The organism is Enterobacter cloacae complex sp. P14RS (assembly GCF_014895895.1).
Classification (GTDB): domain Bacteria; phylum Pseudomonadota; class Gammaproteobacteria; order Enterobacterales; family Enterobacteriaceae; genus Enterobacter; species Enterobacter bugandensis.
The window spans coordinates 260816-278914 of record NZ_JADBQM010000021.1; the positions used below are offsets into that span (position 1 = coordinate 260816).

Sequence of the window (18099 nt, forward strand, 5' to 3'; positions counted from 1 at the left end):
AAAGGCCGCGAGGATTGCTCCCCGCGACGTTGGTTTACGCAATTAACAGCTGATGATTCGCCAGCAGCGTCGCCAGGTCCGTCTGCACGCCGTTCAGCGTCACCAGGGTGGTTGGCGAGAACTGGCCGCCGGTACCGTCCAGATCCACCTGGATTTCGGTATTGCTGCCGTTCTGCACCACGCGGACGTAATCGGTGATGTTGCCCGCGCTGCTGTCCAGCGTGGCCACGCCGTTCACGTAGCTCGCCGAGCCCGTGCCGGTATAGCCGCTGCCAGAGAGCAGATCGCGCAGGTCAATACGATCCGTGTCCGCAGTCCCTTCCCAGGTGCCGACGGTGAAGCCGTTCACCACGTCGTGCCCGTTACCGCCCGTCGCGTCCGACGCGTTGATCAGCTTGTAGAGCAACGTATCGTGACCGCCGCTGCCGATGTTGAAGGTGTCGTTCCCGCCTCGGCCTTCGAACTGGTTATCACCGCTGTTGCCGGTAATGACGTCGTCGAAGTTCGAGCCGTTGATGCCCTCAATGTTGAGCAGTCGTGACGTACCGAACCCGGTGTCCTGCGCGGTAGAGAGACGCAAATCAACGGTTACGCCGGAAGTCGCATTGCGGTAATCCACCACGTCCATCCCGCCGGTGTTGCTCCAGGTGTCGTAGTCAGAATGGGTATTCCAGCCGCCGGAACCGTTGTAGGTATAGGTGCCATCCTCTGCGATAAAGGTGTCGTTATACCCGGTCCCGGTGAGGGTCCCGCTGTGGCCGCCTGTAGCTGCTTCAGCCGTCAGGACGTAGCCCTCTTTGCCGTTGCCCGCCTCCAGACCGCTCCAGGTGACGTTATCCGACACGCCGTTGGTGATCTTCAGGATCTCGGCCGAATAGGTTTCATTCGGATCCAGCCCGTAGAAGCTCACCAGCGCAGAGGTATCGTTCGAACCAATACCAGACTGGGCGTTGATGATCTGCGACGCCACCAACACGCCCGCGGCGTTGTACAGATTGACCGTGTTGCCGTAGTAGGCGTTGATGCCCTCGCTGTCGACAATGTGCAGGTGCATCGCGCTACCGTCAGCAATTTTGGCGCTGTTTTGCACCAGCACCACCTTGCCGTTCTGCTGCGACACCAGCAGATCCTTCGCGCCGTCCCAGTTGTAGTCCACTGCCGCCACGCCGGTGGCGTAGGCCAGACCAGTCTTAAGCTGGCTGGCGGTCCAGCTTGAACCGTAACCGTTGTTGGTGAACAGCGTCGCCGTCTGTGAACCGCCGTAGGTGCTGAGCTTGATGATGTCCATCTGCCCGTCCCCGTTCCAGTCCACCGCCACCGAGAGATACCCCGCCGTGGCGTTAGAGGCTTCCACCGCGCTCTTGGTGGCAGAGAGCTTCCCGGTACCGTCGTTGTAGTAGATCACCCCGCCGTTGTTGTTGTAGCTGCTGCCCAGGTACAGATCCATGTAGCCATCGCCGTTGAAATCCGCCCACGTCATGGACGCCGCCGTGGTGGTATTCGCGGCGTTTACCACAAACACGTTGGTCAGGTTCTGGCCGATGGAGAGCGTGCCGTTGCCGTTGTTGTTGATCACGGTTAACGAGTACGCGCCGCTGCGGTTGGTGTGCTGAACAATATCCACCGTACCGTCGTTGTTCAGGTCGACGCCGGAGATTTCACGCCCGGAGTCGAACTGACCGTAGAAACCGCCCTCACCGCCGGTGCCGTCCGGCGACAGAACGCCGTTGTTGTTCACCAGGTAGGTCAGTGAGTCCATACCGGCATCGCCGTAAGCCAGATCCAGATAGCCATCGCCGGTTTTATCGTACGCAATCACGCCGCCGTACCAGATGGTGGTCCCCATCGCCAGCTGGCTGGCGTTATAGGTGCTGCCATCGTAGGTCCACATCACCTGAGTAGACCCGGCGTAGGTATTCTCGGTCGCGAAGATATCCTGCGTGCCGTTACGGTCAAAGTCGGCGGCGGTCTGGCTCACCACGTAGTAGCCGCGGGTGTTGGTCAGCGTATTGCCGGCATAGGTCGAGCTATCGCTGCTGGAGTAAGCCTGAGTGTTCGCAATGATATTCCACAGACCGCTGCTGTTCATGCCGAGGGTCATGGTGGAGTTGTTGCTGTTCCCCGCCGTGGTTGCCCAGTCGGTATTCACCGAGGTGGTATCAATCACCAGGCTGCCGGTCGCCGTACCGGTGGTATTGCCGTTACCCGCGCTGCTCTTCACCTGCGCCGTCACGCTGTAGCCCGCCACGCTCAGGGCATCGCCGTCCGGGATCTGCAGGTACCAGGTATTGTGATCCGGGTCGACTACTACGGCACCACCCGTCTGGGAGGTGTAGGTTTTCCCGTTCACCGTCACCACCAGGTATTCACCGTTCACCAGGTCGGCGGAGACGGTACCGCTGACGATTGGGGTGGTATCCGACGTGGTCTGGGCGGTAATCGCCGCCGTGGTGGTCGGGATACTGGTATCAACGTTCAGCACGAAGCCGTCCGATTCCGTGTAGTTACCGGCTTTGTCGGTCACGCGCACGATGTACGTGTGATTGCCATCGCTCAGGCCGTTATCCTGGAAGGACCAGCTTGCGCTGCCGTTCATGGTCACCTGACCGAGCAGAACGCCGTCGCGGTATAGCTGGACGATCTCGCCGTCTTCAGGGGCGCGGTTGAGCGTACCGTTGATCAGCGGCGCGTTATCGTCCGTTGCCACCGCGCTACCAAAGGTGCCCTGACGCTCGCCTTCACCATCGGTATAGCTCACTACCGTGCCTACCGTAGCTGGCGGCGTGGTGTCCACCGTCACCACCTGAGAGGCGGTGGAGCCGACGTTGCCCGCCTGGTCGATGATCCGCACCTGGTAGGTGTAATCCCCGTCAGGCAGATCGCGGGTATCGGTGTAGGTCCAGCGCTGATTAGTCACCGTGGTGTCAACCCAGGTGTTTCCGCCGTCAAGGCTGATCTGCACCCGTTCGTCGCTCGCCAGCGCGCTGCCCAGCGAGCCGTTGATGGTCAGGGTGGTGTCCATAGTGATGAAATCACTCCCGGACTGCCCGGTATCATCGCTGATGCTGTCGATGGTGATGCCGTACTGCGGCGCCTGGGTATCCACCGTCACGGTCTGAGTGGTAGTGGCACCGACGTTGCCCGCCTGATCGACTACCCGCACCTGATAGCTGTAATCGCCGTCGGCCAGAGTGCGCGTGTCGTTATAGCGCCACTGGGTACCGCTTACCGTGGCATACACCCAGGTGCTGCCGCCGTCCATGCTCACCTGCACGTACTCACCCGCCCCTAACTCTGCGCCAAGCGTGCCATGCAGGGTGTACGAGGTCGAACTGGTCAGGAAGTCGTTATTGTCGAAGCCAGTATCCACGGTGATGTTATCCACCGTCACCGTAATCGCCGCATCCGGGGCGACCGTATCGACGGTCACCTGCTGATGGGCGCTGGCGCCCACGTTGCCCGCCGCATCCACCACGCGCACGTAGTAGTCATAGGTCTGGTTACCCAGCGTACGTCCGTCCACGTAGTACCAGCTGTTGCCGGTGACAATCACGTTCTGCCAGGTGACGCCGCCGTCGATGCTGATCTGGGCATACTCGCCGTCGGCCAGCGTCGCGCCGAGCGAGCCGTGCAGCGTCAGGGACGTATCGTTGGTGATAAAGTCGCTGCTGCTCAGGCCGGTATCGTCGCTGATGCTGTCGATAGCGATCGTTTTGCTGGCGTCCGGCGCAACCGTATCAATCGTCACGACCTGGCTGTCGGTGGCGCTTATGTTGCCCGCGTCGTCAATCACGCGCAGCTGGTAGTTGTAATCCCCGTCGGCCAGCGTACGACCATCCACGTAGGTCCAGGTCAGGCCGCTCACGCTGACGTCGGTCCAGGTGACGCCGCCGTCGAGGCTGATCTGCGCGTGGTCGCCGCTGCCCAGCGCCGCGCCGAGCGTCCCTTTCAGGCTGATCTGGTTGTCGCTTGTGATAAAGTCGCTGCCGGACAGGCCGGTATCCTGGGTGACGGAATCCACGGTAATGGTCGTTGCCGCAGGCTTCGTCAGGTCAATCACCACGTCCTGGCTGTCCGTTGCCCCCACGTTGCCCGCGCTATCGATCACCCGCACCTGGTACTGATACGTACCGTCCGTCAGGGTGCGGCCATCGGTGTAGCGCCACGTGGTGCCGGTCACTGTCAGGTCAATCCAGGTGGTGCCGCCGTCGAGGCTGATCTGCGCCTTCTCGTTATTGCCGAGCTGCGCGGTCAGGGAGCCGTTGACCACTACCTGCTTATCGTTGGTGATGAAATCCGTCGCGCTCAGGCCGGTGTCGTTTTGCAGCGAATCAATGCTGATGCCCATCGACGGCGCGGTGAGATCGACGGTGACGGTGTGGTTATCGCTGGCGCTGTTGCCGATGGCGTTGCTGACCTGCGCCTTAATCACGTACGAACCGCCGTCTGCCAGGGCGGTGACGTCTGCGCTGCCCACCGTGTAGCTCCAGGTGCCGTCATTCTGCACGGTCGCCGCGTAGGTTTTGCCGTTCAGGGTGATGGTCACCGTCTGGCCCGCAGGCGCGTCGGTGGTGCCGCTGACGACCAGCGGCGTATCGTGTTCGGCCGCGTTGACGATATCGTCCTGCGCAAAGGTGTTAATGGTGATGGTTGGGACATCGCCGTTCAGCGTCACGTCATGGGTTGCGCTACCCGGGTTGCCCGCCCTGTCGCTTACCGACACGGTAATGGTGTAATCCCCGTCGCTCAGGCCGAGGAAATCACGCCCCGGCACGAAGACCGACCACGTTCCGTCCGCCCCGACGGTCGCCTGATAGCTGTGCCCGCTGAAGGAAACGGTCACCGTCTGGCCCTGTTCTGCCGTGGTGGTGCCGCGGATGGTCTGACCCGCCAGCTGCTCCGCGTTGTTGACGATATCGTCATCCGCAACGGTGCTGATGGTCACGGTCGGTGCAGCGGTATCCACCGTTAAGGTGTGCGTGGTCTGGCCGCCGTTACCGGCTTTGTCGTTGACCGACGCAGTGACCGTCAGCGCCCCCTGGCTCAGGATAGCCAGATCTGCCGCCGGCACATCGAGCGTCCAGGTGCCGTCGCTGCCCACCAGCGCAGTGTAGGTTTTGCCGCCCAGCGTCACGGTGACGGTCTGGCCCGCCTCCGCGCTGGACGATCCGTGTACCGTCAGTGGCTGCTGCGCTTCCAGCGCGTTCAGCATGTCGTCACCCGACAGCGTCGCAATGCTCACGACAGGCGCGGTGGTATCCACGCTGATGCCGTGCGTCGCCGAGGCGCTGTTGCCCGCGCTGTCCTGCGCCGACACGGATACCTGATAGCTCGCGCCATCAGCCAGGGCGCCCACGTCTGCGGCCGGAACGGTGGTCGTCCAGCTGCCGTCGCTCTGGATGGTGGCCGTATAGGTCTTGCCGTTCAGCGTCACGGTGACCTGCGTCCCGCTGGCGAACTGGGCGCTGGAGCCGTTAATCACCAGCGAACTACCCGCTTCTGTCGCGTTGATGACGTCGTCACCGCTGAGGGTATTCACCGTCAGCGCCACGGAAGCCGTATTCACCACCACATCGTGGGTCTGGGTGCTGCTGTTGCCCGCGCTGTCGGTAATGGTCGCGCTAATGGTCACGGTGCCGTCGGTCAGGGCAGAAATCACGCTGGCCGGAACGCCCACGCTCCAGTTGCCGCTGGCATCAACGGTGGTGGTGTACTGGTTTGAACCGATGGTGATGACCAGCTTATCGCCGACGCTCGCGCCGGTTGCCGTGCCGCTCACGATCTGCGCCTGCCCGTGCTCCACGCTGTTGATGACGTCATCGCCCGCCACAGCCTTAAAGCTGACGGACGGCGGTGTGGTATCAAGCGTAATCGCTTTGCCCGCGCTGCCCGGGTTACCCGCGGCGTCGCTCACGCTGACCTGCACGGTGTAGCCGTTATCGGCCAGTGCGGAGAGGTCAGTGCCCGGCACGTTGACGCTCCAGATACCGCCCTGCTGCACCTGAGCGCTATAGCTCTTGCCGCCCAGCGTCACGGTGACCGTCTGCCCGGCTTCCGCTGTGGTGGTGCCGGAGATGGTCACGCCCGCAGCCGCTTCGCTGCCGTTAATCACGTTATCACCTGCCACAGTATCAATCGTCACGGTCGGCGCGGTCGCATCCACGCTGTACTCGCGGCCTGCCGTCGCGCTGTTGCCGTGCACGTTGGTGACGCTCACCTGCACGCTGGCGTCGCCGTCCTTCAGGCCCGCGAGATCCGCGGAAGGCACGGTGGCCGTCCAGTTGCCGTCGGCATCCACTTTCGCGGTGTAGGTTTTGCCGCCGAAGGCGATTGTGACGGTCTGGTTTTCCTCCACGTTCGAGGTGCTGCCCGAGAGCACCAGATCCGCGCCTTTCTCCGCCGCGTTAATCACGTCGTCGGTGGCGATCGCATCGATGCTGATAGCCACGGCCGCCAGATCGACGGTGACGTCGTGACTGATGGAGACCGGGTTGCCCGCGCTGCTCTGACCTGCCACGGTGACGGTCACCGCGCCTGCTGCCAGGGCACCCACGTCTGCGGCCGGGATCGCCGCGCTCCAGGTACCGTTCGCCAGCACGGAGGCCGCATAGGTTTTGCCGTTAACGGTCACGGTGAGCGTGGTGCCCGCCGCCAGCCCGTCGCTGGAACCGGTGACGATCAGGTTCTGTCCGTGCTCGATGCTGTTGATCACATCATCGCCCGCCACGGTATTGATACGCAGACCCGGCAGGCTGGCGTCTATAACGATTTCGCGCTCGCCCGCGCCGGTATTGCCGTGGCCGTTGGTGACGGTCGCCGACACGGTCAAATCGCCGTTGCCCAAGGCCGTCAGGACGGATTCCGGCACGCTCACGGACCAGGTCAGATCGCTCTGCACCGTCGCGGTGTAGCTGTTGCCGCCGATGTTCACCGTCACCGTGTTACCGGCTTCCGCGTTCGCCACCTTACCGGTGATGGTCTGGCCTGCCGCCACTTCTGCCGCGTTGATGACGTTATCACCCGCCACGGTGTTGATGGTGACGGTCGGCAGCGCGGTGTCGACCAGCAGGTTCGCCGTATTGCTGACGCTATTGCCCACGCCGTTGGTCGCGGCTGCGCTCAGGGTGTAATTCGCTTCGCCCAGACCCGCCAGATCCGCCGCCGGAACCGTCAGGCTCCAGGTGCCGTCTGCGGCGGTCGTCGCGGTGTAGTTTTTGCCGTTGAGGGTCACGCTCACCAGGGTGCCTTCCGCGAGGTTGGCGCTGGTGCCGCTGACGCTTAGTTCCTGACCTTTTTCCACCGCGTTCAGGACGTTATCGCCGCTGATGGCGTTGAAGCCCACGGACGGCAGCCCGGTGTCCACGGTGACGTTATGGCTGCCGCTGCCGGTGTTGCCCGCCGCGTCGGTAACAGACGCAGTGACGGTCGCGTTGCCGTCGCTGAGGCCGGAAATCACGCTGGCCGGAACGCCCACGCTCCAGTTCCCCGCCGCGTCCAGCACGGTGGTGTACGTCTGGCCGCCGATAGTCACGGTGACCTTATCGCCCGCTGCTGCGCCGGTGGCGGTGCCGCTGATGATTTGCGCCTGCGCGTGCTCAGCGAGGTTAATCACGTCATCGCCCGCCACGGTGTTGATGGTCACCGCAGGCACGGTCACGTCCACCGTCAGGTTATGGTTTACGGATGCCGGGTTGCCCGCCTTGTCGCTTACGCTCGCGGTTACGGTGACGCTGCCGTCGCTGAGCGACGCCAGATCAGCTGCCGGAACGTCCAGCGTCCAGCTGCCGTTAGCGCTGACGGTTGTGGTGTAGTCCTTGCCGTTCAGCGACACGGTCACGGTCTGGCCCGCTTCGGCGGTGCTGGTGCCGGAAACCGTCAGGTCAGACTGCGCTTCCGTGGCGTTCAGGATGTCGTCAGTCGCAATCGTATTGATGGTGACGGACGGCGCGGTGGCATCCACGCTGTACTCGCGGCCCGCCGAAGCGCTGTTGCCGTTGACGTTGGTGACGCTTACCTGCAGGCTGGCGTCACCGTCCTTGAGGCTCGCCAGATCCGCAGCCGGCACGGTATAGGTCCAGTTGCCGTCTGCTTCTACGGTAGTGGTGTAGATNNAGCACCAGATCCGCCCCTTTCTCCGCCGCGTTGATCACGTCGTCGGTGGCAATGGCGTTGATGCTGATGGCAACAGAGGCCAGATCGACGGTGACGTCGTGGCTGATGGTAATCGGGTTACCCGCCGCGCTGTCGCCGGTGACGCTGATTTTCACGGTGCCTTCCGGCCACGCGCTCACGTCCGCAGACGGAACCGCCGCGCTCCAGGTGCCGTCCGCCAGCACCGTCGCTGCATAGTCTTTGCCGTTCACGGTAACGGTCAGCGCCGTGCCCGCCGCCAGCCCGTCGCTGGAGCCGGAAACGATCAGGTTCTGCGCATGCTCGATGCTGTTGACCACGTCGTCGCCCGCCACGGTGTTCACGCGCAGGCCCGGCAGGTTAGCGTCTATCGCGATCTCACGCTCGCCGCTGCCGGTGTTGCCGTGGCCGTTGGTGACGGTTGCCGTCACGCTCAGGCTGCCGTTGCCGAGTGCGGTCAGCACATCAGACGGCACGTTCACGGACCAGCTCAGATCGTTCTGCACCGTTGCGGTATAGCTGTTGCCGCCAATGGTCACGGTTACGGTGTTGCCCGCTTCGGCATTCGCCACGGTACCGCTCAGGGTCTGGCCTGCCGCCACTTCCGCCGCGTTGATAACGTTATCGCCCGCCACGGTGTTGATGGTGACGGTCGGCAGCGCGGTGTCGACCAGCAGGTTCGCCGTATTGCTGACGCTGTTGCCCACGCCGTTGGTGGCGGCCGCATTGAGGGTGTAACTGGCCTGACCGAGACCGACCAGATCCGCAGCCGGAACCATCAGGCTCCAGGTGCCGTCCGCCGCCGTCGTCGCGGTGTAGTTTTTACCGTTCAGGGTCACGGTCACCACGGTGCCTTCCGCCAGGTTGGCGCTGGTGCCGCTGACGCTCAGATCCTGACCTTTTTCCACCGCATTCAGAACGTTATCGCCGCTGATGGCGTTAAAGCCCACGGACGGCAGCCCGGTATCGACGGTCACGTTATGGCTGCCGCTGCCGGTGTTGCCCGCCGCGTCGGTAACAGACGCAGTGACGGTCACGGTGCCGTCGCTGAGGCCGGAAATCACGCTCGCCGGAACGCCCACGCTCCAGTTACCTGCCGCGTCCAGCACGGTGGTGTAAGTTTGGCCGCCGATGGTCACGGTGACCTTATCGCCCGCTCCCGCGCCGGTGGCGGTGCCGCTGATAATCTGCGCCTGACCGTGCTCGGCGACGTTAATCACGTCGTCGCCCGCCACGGCGTTGATGGTGACCGCAGGAACGGTCACGTCCACCGTCAGGTTATGGTTTACGGATGCCGGGTTGCCCGCCTTGTCGCTTACGCTCGCGGTAACGGTGACGCTGCCGTCATTAAGCGCCGCCAGATCCGCCGCCGGAACGTTCAGCGTCCAGCTGCCGTCCGCGCCGACGGTTGTGGTGTAGTCCTTGCCGTTCAGCGTCACGGTCACGGTCTGGCCCGCTTCGGCGGTGCTGCTGCCGGAAATCGCCAGGTCAGACTGCGCTTCCGTGGCGTTCAGGATGTCGTCGGTCGCAATCGTATTGATGGTGACGGACGGCGCGGTGGCATCCACGCTGTACTCGCGGCCCGCAGAGGCGCTGTTGCCGTTCACGTTGGTAACGCTCACCTGCACGCTGGCGTCACCGTCCTTCAGGCCCGCCAGATCCGCAGCCGGCACCGTGGCGGTCCACTTACCCGCCGCGTCCACCGTGGCGGTGTAATTCTTGCCGCCGAAGGTGATGTTGACGGTTTGATTTTCCTCCACGTTTGAGGTGGTGCCGGAGAGCACCAGATCCGCCCCTTTCTCCGCCGCGTTAATCACGTCGTCGGTGGCAATGGCGTCGATGCTGATAGCGACGTTCGCCAGATCCACCGTCACATCGTGGCTGATGGAAACCGGATTGCCCGCGCTGCTCTGGCCCTCAACGGTCACGGTGACCGTGCCTGCGGCCAGGGCACTTACGTCCGCAGAAGGGAGAGCCGCGCTCCATGTACCATCCGCCAGTACCGTCGCGGGATAGGTTTTGCCGTTGACGGTAACGGTCAGCCCCGTGCCTGCGCTCAGGCCATTGCTGGAACCGGTAATAATCAGGTTCTGTCCGTGTTCGATGCTGTTGATCACGTCGTCGCCCGCCACGGTGTCCACGCGCAGGCCCGGCAGGCTGGCGTCTATCGCGATCTCACGCTCGCCGCTGCCGCTGTTGCCCACGCCGTTCGTCACGCTGGCGGTTACAGTCAGATCGCCGTTGCCCAGCGCCGTCAGGACCGATTCCGGTACATCGACGGACCAGGTCAGATCGCTCTGTACCGTTGCGGTGTAGCTGTTGCCGCCAATCGTTACGGTCACGGTGTTGCCCGCCTCGGCATTCACCACCTTACCGCTAATGGTCTGGCCGGCAGCCAGCTCCGCCGCGTTAATCACGTCGTCACCGGCGACGGTGTTGATAATCACCCCCGGCAGAACGGACTCCACGTTGACGGTGTGCGAGGTGCTGGTGCCGTTGCCGACGCTGTCCGTTGCGGAGGCAGTGACGGTGTAAAGCGCTTCACCCAGCTGCCCCACCTCGCTCGCCGGAACCGTCGTGGACCATTGGCCGTTGGCCTCAACCGTGGCGCTGTAGGCTTTGCCGTTGAGCATCACGGTCACCACCGCGCCCGCCGCCAGTCCGGAAGCCGTACCGGTGATGGTCAGATCCTGCGTTTTCTCGCTGCTGTTGATCACATCGTCACCGGAGACGGTGTCGATGGTCAGCACCGGCGCGCTCAGGTTGACTTCCACCTCGCGCGTCGCGCTGTTGCTGTTTCCGGCTTTGTCGGTCAGCGCCGCGGTGATGGTGTAATCCCCGGCGGTCAGGGCACCGACGTCCGCCGCAGGCACGCCCACGCTCCAGTTGCCGGACGCATCCAGCGTCGCCGTGTAATCTTTGTTATTGATGGTGACGGTCACCACGTCGCCCGCCGCCGCGCCGGTCACTGAGCCGGTGACGATCAGAGCCTGCCCGTGCTCGGCGCTGTTGATCACGTCGTCATCGGAAACGGTGTTGATGGTCAGCTGTGGCACGGTGGTATCGACCAGCACATCGCGAGCCGCGGAGGCCGGGTTGCCCGCTTTGTCCGACACGGCGGCGCTGACGGTATAGTTCCCGTCGGTAATCGCGCCCAGATCCGCAGAAGGCACGGTCACGCTCCAGCTGCCGTTTGCCTGCACGATGGTGGTGTAATCCACGCCGTTCAGCGTGACGGTCACGGTCTGGCCCGCTTCGGCGTTAGAGACGCCGTTGATGACCAGATCCTGCTGCGCTTCGGCGGCATTGATGATGTTGTTGTCGCTGACGATTTCGATGGAGACCGTCGGCGCGGTGGCGTCTATGCCATACTCGCGTCCCGCCGAGGCGCTGTTGCCGTTCACGTTGGTGACGCTCACCTGCACGCTGGCGTCGCCATCCTTCAGGCCAGCCAGATCTGCCGACGGCACGGTCGCCGTCCAGTTGCCGCTGGCATCCACTTTCGCCGTGTAGGACTTGCCGCCGAACGTGATGTAAACCGTCTGGTTCTCTTCCACGTTGCTGGTGGAACCTGAAAGCACCAAATCTGCGCCTTTTTCTGACGCATTAATCACGTCGTCGGTAGCAATCGCGTCAATGCTGATAGCAACCGTCGCCAGATCGACCTTCACGTCGTGGCTGATGGAGACCGGGTTGCCTGCCGCGCTATTTCCCTCGACCTTCACGGTGACCGTGCCTGCGCTGAGCGCGCTGACGTCTGCCGCCGGAATGGCCGCCGTCCAGGTACCGTCTGCCAGCACCGTGGCCGCGTAGGTTTTGCCGTTGACGATCACGCTCAGCGCCGCGCCCGCTGCCAGGCCGTCGCTGGAGCCGGTAATAATCAGGTTCTGCGCATGCTCAATGCTGTTAATCACGTCGTCGCCCGCCACGGTATCGACGCGCAGGCCCGGCAGATTGGCGTCGATGGTGATGTCGCGCTCGCCGAAGCCGGTGTTGCCGTGGCCGTTAGTGACGCTGGCTGACACCGTCAGATCGCCGTTACCGATAGCGGTTAAGACCGCGGAAGGCACGTTGACCGACCAGCTCAGATCGTCCTGAACCGTCGCGGTATACGTATTGCCGCCGATTGAAAGGGTGACAGTGTCACCGCTCGCCGCGCCGCTCACCTTCCCGCTCAGGGTTTGTCCGGAAGCGACTTCCGCCGCGTTAATCACGTCATCGATGGCGATTGCGTTAATGGTAACCTGCGGCAGCGCGCTGTCGACCAGCACGCTATGGCTGGCGTTCGCGCCGTTGCCTGCGCTATCGGTCACGCTTGCCGTGACGGTATAGCTCGCTTCGCCCAGCGCAGAGACGTTCGCCGCCGGAACGGTCACGCTCCAGCCGCCGCTGGCGTTGGTGGTCGCGGCATAGCTGATGCCGTTCAGGATCACCGTAATGGCAGTACCTTCCGGCTGGTTGCTGGTGCCCGAAATCAGCAGATCCTGGCCTTTCTCGACCGCGTTAATCACGTCGTCAAGCGCCAGGGTATTGAAGGCAATCTCCGGCGCAGCCAGGGAGACGTCAAATTCATGCGTGGCGGTGGTGCTGTTACCCGCTTTGTCGGTGAGGGTCGCGGAGATCGTCTGCTCGCCGTTAGCCAGCGCGCCCACGTCTGCCGCCGGAACGCCCACGCTCCAGCTTCCGGACGCGTCCAGCATCGCGGTGTAGTCTTTGCCGTTCAGGGTGACGGTAATGACGTCACCCGCCTGCGCGCCCGTGACCTTGCCGGAGACGATCAGCGCCTGGCCGTGCTCGGCAATATTCACAATGTCGTCGCCCGCGACGATGTTGAAACTAATCTGCGGTACGGTGGTATCCACCAGCACGGAGGCATCCGCGCTGGCCGGGTTGCCGGCTTTGTCGGACACGGTCGCCGTGACCGCCGCGCTGCCGTCGGTGATGCCCGCCAGATCGGCTGCCGGCACGACCAGCGTCCAGCTACCGTCAGCCTGCACCTGCGCGGTGTACTGGTTGCCGTTGAAGGTTACGGTAACCGTCTGGCCTGCTTCGGCAGTGGACGTCCCGCTCAGGGTCAGATCCTGCGCTGCCTCAGCCGCATTCAGCATGTTGTCGCCGCTGATGGTATTGATGGTCACCGTTGGCGCGGCGGTATCGACGCTGAACTCCTGCGCAGACGACGCCGCGTTGCCGTTCACGTTGCTCACGCTGACCTGCACGCTGGCGTCGCCGTCCTTCAGGCCGCTCAAATCGGCTGCCGGTACGGTGTACGTCCAGTCGCCGTTGGCGTTCACCGTCGTGGTGTAGGTTTTACCCGCAAAGGTGATGGTGACGGTCTGGCCCGCTTCTACGTTCGCGGAGGAGCCGGAAAGCACCAGATCCTGACCTTTTTCTGCCGCGTTGAGCACGTTGTCCGCGGTCACGCTGTTGATGCTGACGGCGACCGGCGCGAGATCGACGTCCACGATGGTGCCGATAGTCACCGGGTTGCCGGAAGGGTCCTGCGCGCTTGCCTTGATATCCAGCGAACCATCCGCCCACTGGGACACGTCCGCTGCCGGAACCGCCGCCTGCCAGGTACCGTCCGCCAGTACGATTGCGGAATAGATCTTGCCGTTAATGGTCACCGTGACGGTGCTGCCCGCTGCCAGATCGGTGCTTGAACCGGAAACAATCAGGTTCTGAGCGTGCTCGATGACGTTAATGACATCATCACCCGCCACGGTATCAATACGCAGGCCCGGCAGTTGGGCGTCGATGGTGAAGTCCAGCGAAGTCGAACCGGTGTTGCCGTGCGCGTTGGTGACGCTGGCCGATACGGTCAGTTCGCCGTTGCCGAGCGCGGTTAACTGGCTCTCGGTTAACGGCAGGCTCCATGAGAGATCGTCCTGCACGGTAGCGGTGTATGTCTGCCCGCCGAGGATAATCGTGACGGTATCGCCCGATGCCGCGTTAGAGACCTTCCCGGTCAGGGTTTGCCCTGCGGTGACTTCCGCCGCGTTGACGATATTGTCGGTCGCGAAAGTGTTGATAGTGACGACCGGCAACGCGCTGTCCACCAGCACATCGTGCGAAGTTGAGGCGCTGTTGCCCACATTATCGGTAACGCTCGCCGTCACGGTGTAATTGGCTTCGCCCAGCGCGCTCACCGCAGAGGCGGGCACGGTGACGCTCCAGCTGCCGCTGGCGTTAGTGGTGGTGGTGTAGTTGATACCGTTCAGGTTTACGGTGATGGTGGTCCCTTCCGGCTGGTTGCTGGTACCGGAAAGCAGCAGATCTTCGCCCTTCTCTGCCGCATTGATCACGTCATCTACGGCCAGCGTGTTAATACCGATAACAGGCGTCACGGTATTCACCACCACATCCAGAGAACTGCTGCCGGTGTTGCCGGAGCGATCGGTCACGGAGACGTTAATGGTCCAGGTGCCGTCCGTCAGCCCCTGAACGACGGATGCAGGCAGGCCGAGGCTCCAGTTGCCCGCCGCGTCCACCGCGGTGGTGTAGTCCACGTTATTAATAGTGATGGTGACCAAATCGCCCGCCGCCGCGCCGGTGACGGAGCCGCTCAGGATCTGCGCCTGAGAATGGGCCAGCTGGTTAACGGTGTTGGTGTCGGTGACAAAGTCATTAATGGTCACCTGCGGCACGGTGGCATCCACCAGCCCAACGCGGTCCGCACTGCTGCTGTTACCTGCCACGTCGCTGACGGAGGCCGTCACGGTGACAGTGCCGTCTGCCAGCGCGCCAACGTCGGCGGCAGGCACGTTCAGCGTCCAGGTGCCGTCAACTTGTACGGTAGTTTGATAGTTTTTGCCGTTCAGCGTCACGGTGACCGTCTGGCCCGCTTCAGCGGTTGTGCTGCCGCTGAGCACCAGATCCTGCTGCGCTTCTGCCGCATTGATGATGTTGTCGTCGGTCAGATTATCGAGCGTAATGGTCGGCGGCTGCGTATCGACAGTCACCACGCGTGAGGCGTCCGCGCTGTTGCCGCTGACGTTGGTCACGCTGACGCTTACCTGCGCCCGCCCGTCAATCAGCGTTTCCATGGCGTTCGCCGGGACGGTCAGGCTCCATGAGCCATCCTGCTGCACCTGCGCGGTAAAAGTCTGGTCGGCAAATTTCACCACCACGGTTTGCCCTGCCTCCACGCCCTGCGTCTGGCCGGAAAGGGTTAAATCGCTCCCTTTTTCTGCCGCGTTCAGCAGGTCATCGCCGGAGACGGTATCAATGGTGACCGCCACGGCGTTGAGATCGAGTTCAATCGGGTGTTCAGCCGCAACGGTGTTGCCCCAGGCATCTTCCGCGCTGACGCTGACCGTCATACCTCCGGCCGTCCAGGCCTGCAGATCCGCAGCAGGAACGCCAATGCTCCAGCCGCCGCTGGCGGTCACCACGGCCTGATAGTCGACGTTGTTGATGGTGACGACAATCGGCGTACCTGCGGCCAGATGGGTGCTGGCGCCGGTGACGGTCAGATCCTGCTGTTGCTCGATGGCATTGATTACGTCATCGCCGGAAATGGTGTTTACGCGCAGACCCGGCAGTTCCGCGTTGATATTGATATCGCGCTCGCCGGTGCCCGTATTACCGTGCCCGTTGGTCACGGAGGCGGTAAAGGTCAAATCCCCGTCGCCGAACGCCTGAAGATCCGCTGAAGGGATCGTGACGTTCCAGGTCAGATCGCTGCCCACCGTGGCGCTGTAACTCTTACCGCCAACGGTAACAGACACCATATCGCCCGCCGCCGCGCCGGTAACGCGGCCACTGAGGGTTTGGTCCACGCCCGCTTCGGAGTTATTAACCAGGTTATCCCCCGCAAAGGTGTTAATGATCACCTTCGGGAGCACGGTATCGACCAGCAGATTCGCCTCTGCGGAGCCGCTGTTACCCACGCTGTCGGTGCCGCTGACGCTGACGTTATAAAGGGTGTTCGCCAGATTCAGGACGTCGGATACCGGCACCTGAACCGCCCAGATACCGTTTTCGACGGTCGCCTGATAGCTGACGTTGTTCAGCGTCACGGTAACGGTGCTGCCGTCCGGCAGGTTGCTGGTGCCGCTCAGTCTCAGCGGCTGCATCGCCTCCCGGGCATTCAGCACGTTGTCCTGGCTGATGGCGTCAATCGTAAATTCCGGCGGGTTGCCGCTTAGCGCAATGCCGTGCGTGGCGCTACCAGTGTTTCCCGCTGCGTCGGTGACGGATACGGCAAGGGTGTGGTTGCCCTCGCCCAGCGCGCCGACGACGGAGGCAGGAACGCCCACGCTCCAGCTGCCGTCTGCCTGTACGACGCCGGTGAAGGTCTGGCCGCCAAGGGTCACGGTGACGACATCGCCTGCCGCCGCGCCGCTCGCCTGCCCTGAAATAATCTGCGCCTGTCCCTGCTCGCTGGTGTTGAGGATATCGTCGCCCGCGACGGTGTTGATGGTAACAACCGGCGCGTTGGTATCCACCGTGAAATCCGCGGTCACGGACGAGCCGTTGCCCGCTTTGTCGCTGACGTTCACCGTCAGGGTGTGGTGACCCTCATTAAGGGCCTGCACCTCGCTGGCCGCCAGCGTGACGGACCAGGTGCCGTCGCTGCCCACCGTGGCGTTATAATTTTTGCCGTTCAGCGTCACCGTCACAATCTGCCCGGCTTCCGCGTTGGTTTTACCACTCAGCGTCAGCGGCTGGTTGTGCTCAGCGGCATTAATGATGTTGTCCTGCGCGAGCGTATCGACGGAGAGCGTTGGCGCAGCGGTATCCACGCCAATCGTCTGGCTTCCGCTCACGGTGTTACCCGCCGCGTCTTTGCCGCTGACGCTGACGGTCCAGGTACCGTCGCTGAGCGCCTGCGCGTCTGCCGCAGGCACGTTAACGCTCCACGCGCCGTCTGCTCCCACCTGAGCGGTGTAGATTTTTCCGTTCAGCGTTACGGAAACGTCGGTTCCCTGCGCCAGATGCTGGCTGCTGCCGGACAGCGTAAAGCCTGCGGACTGTTCGCTGGCGTTAATCACGTTGTCACCCGCCGTTGTCCCCAGCGTAAGCGTGGCCTCGGACGTAGAAACGGTCACGGTGATGTTGCCCGCTGACGTGGTTTTACTGCCGTCGATCTGCACCACCGACCAGGTGTGCTCTCCGTCGGCCTGGGTCGGGAGTTTTACCGTCCAGGTGCCGTCTTTACCGACCATCGCGCTGGCGATGGTGCTGCCGCTGCCGTCTTTAATCTGGATGGTCGCGCCCGGCTGACCGGTACCGCTGAAGGTCGGCGCGTTATCGTCCGTGAGGGCGTTTGCGCTCAGCACTCCCTGCTTGTCGCCCACCTTGTCCGACAGCAGGAAGGTCGGCGTGGCGCTTTCCACTTCTTTGGTGTTATCAATGACTTTGGTTTTGGTTTCGCCGTCACCGCCGTGGGCCAGCAGTGCGCCGATAGCACCGCCGCCTAACGCCGCCCCTGCAATCCAGCCCCACGGCGCATCGCTTAAGACGCTTCCCTGCTCCAGGAAAGGTTCAATGCTGCTAATGGGTGTGGCCTGCGCGGTTAATTCAGTAGCGGCAACGCCTGATGCTTCCCCGGCATCGGCAAAAGAGAGATGAGTCAGTTCCTGCCCGTCGTTGAACACCAGCTCTGACTGATGTTGGGTTTCAGGATCTTCAACAAAATAGTTATTGCAGCGAATAACGCTGCCGTCCTTCATATAAATGAGAAGGTCTTTACCCTGGCGGACATAACGCACCACGTCCTGAGCAGAGCCCTGAATTTCAATCACGCTCGGCGATGAAATAGAGACCGACAGATTTCCTTCGCCGGTTAATTTCGTTTTCTCCGCCGTTTTGCGAATGATGACATCAACAACCTTTACGTTACTCATATTCCTCTCCTTGCAGGTGTACGGATCCCTGTGGATATATCCACCACACGGATGTAGCTATCCCTGGGAAAAAACACCCATTATTTTCAGACTTATTTCGTGCAGCTATGCGTGGCTT

At 62.7% G+C, this 18099-nt stretch carries 1 pseudogene; it reads right to left on the reverse strand.

Annotated elements, in window-relative coordinates:
- Positions 1–34: 34 nt before the first annotated feature.
- Positions 35–17981, reverse strand: a pseudogene (locus tag IM295_RS17360) (Ig-like domain-containing protein).
- Positions 17982–18099: the final 118 nt, after the last annotated feature.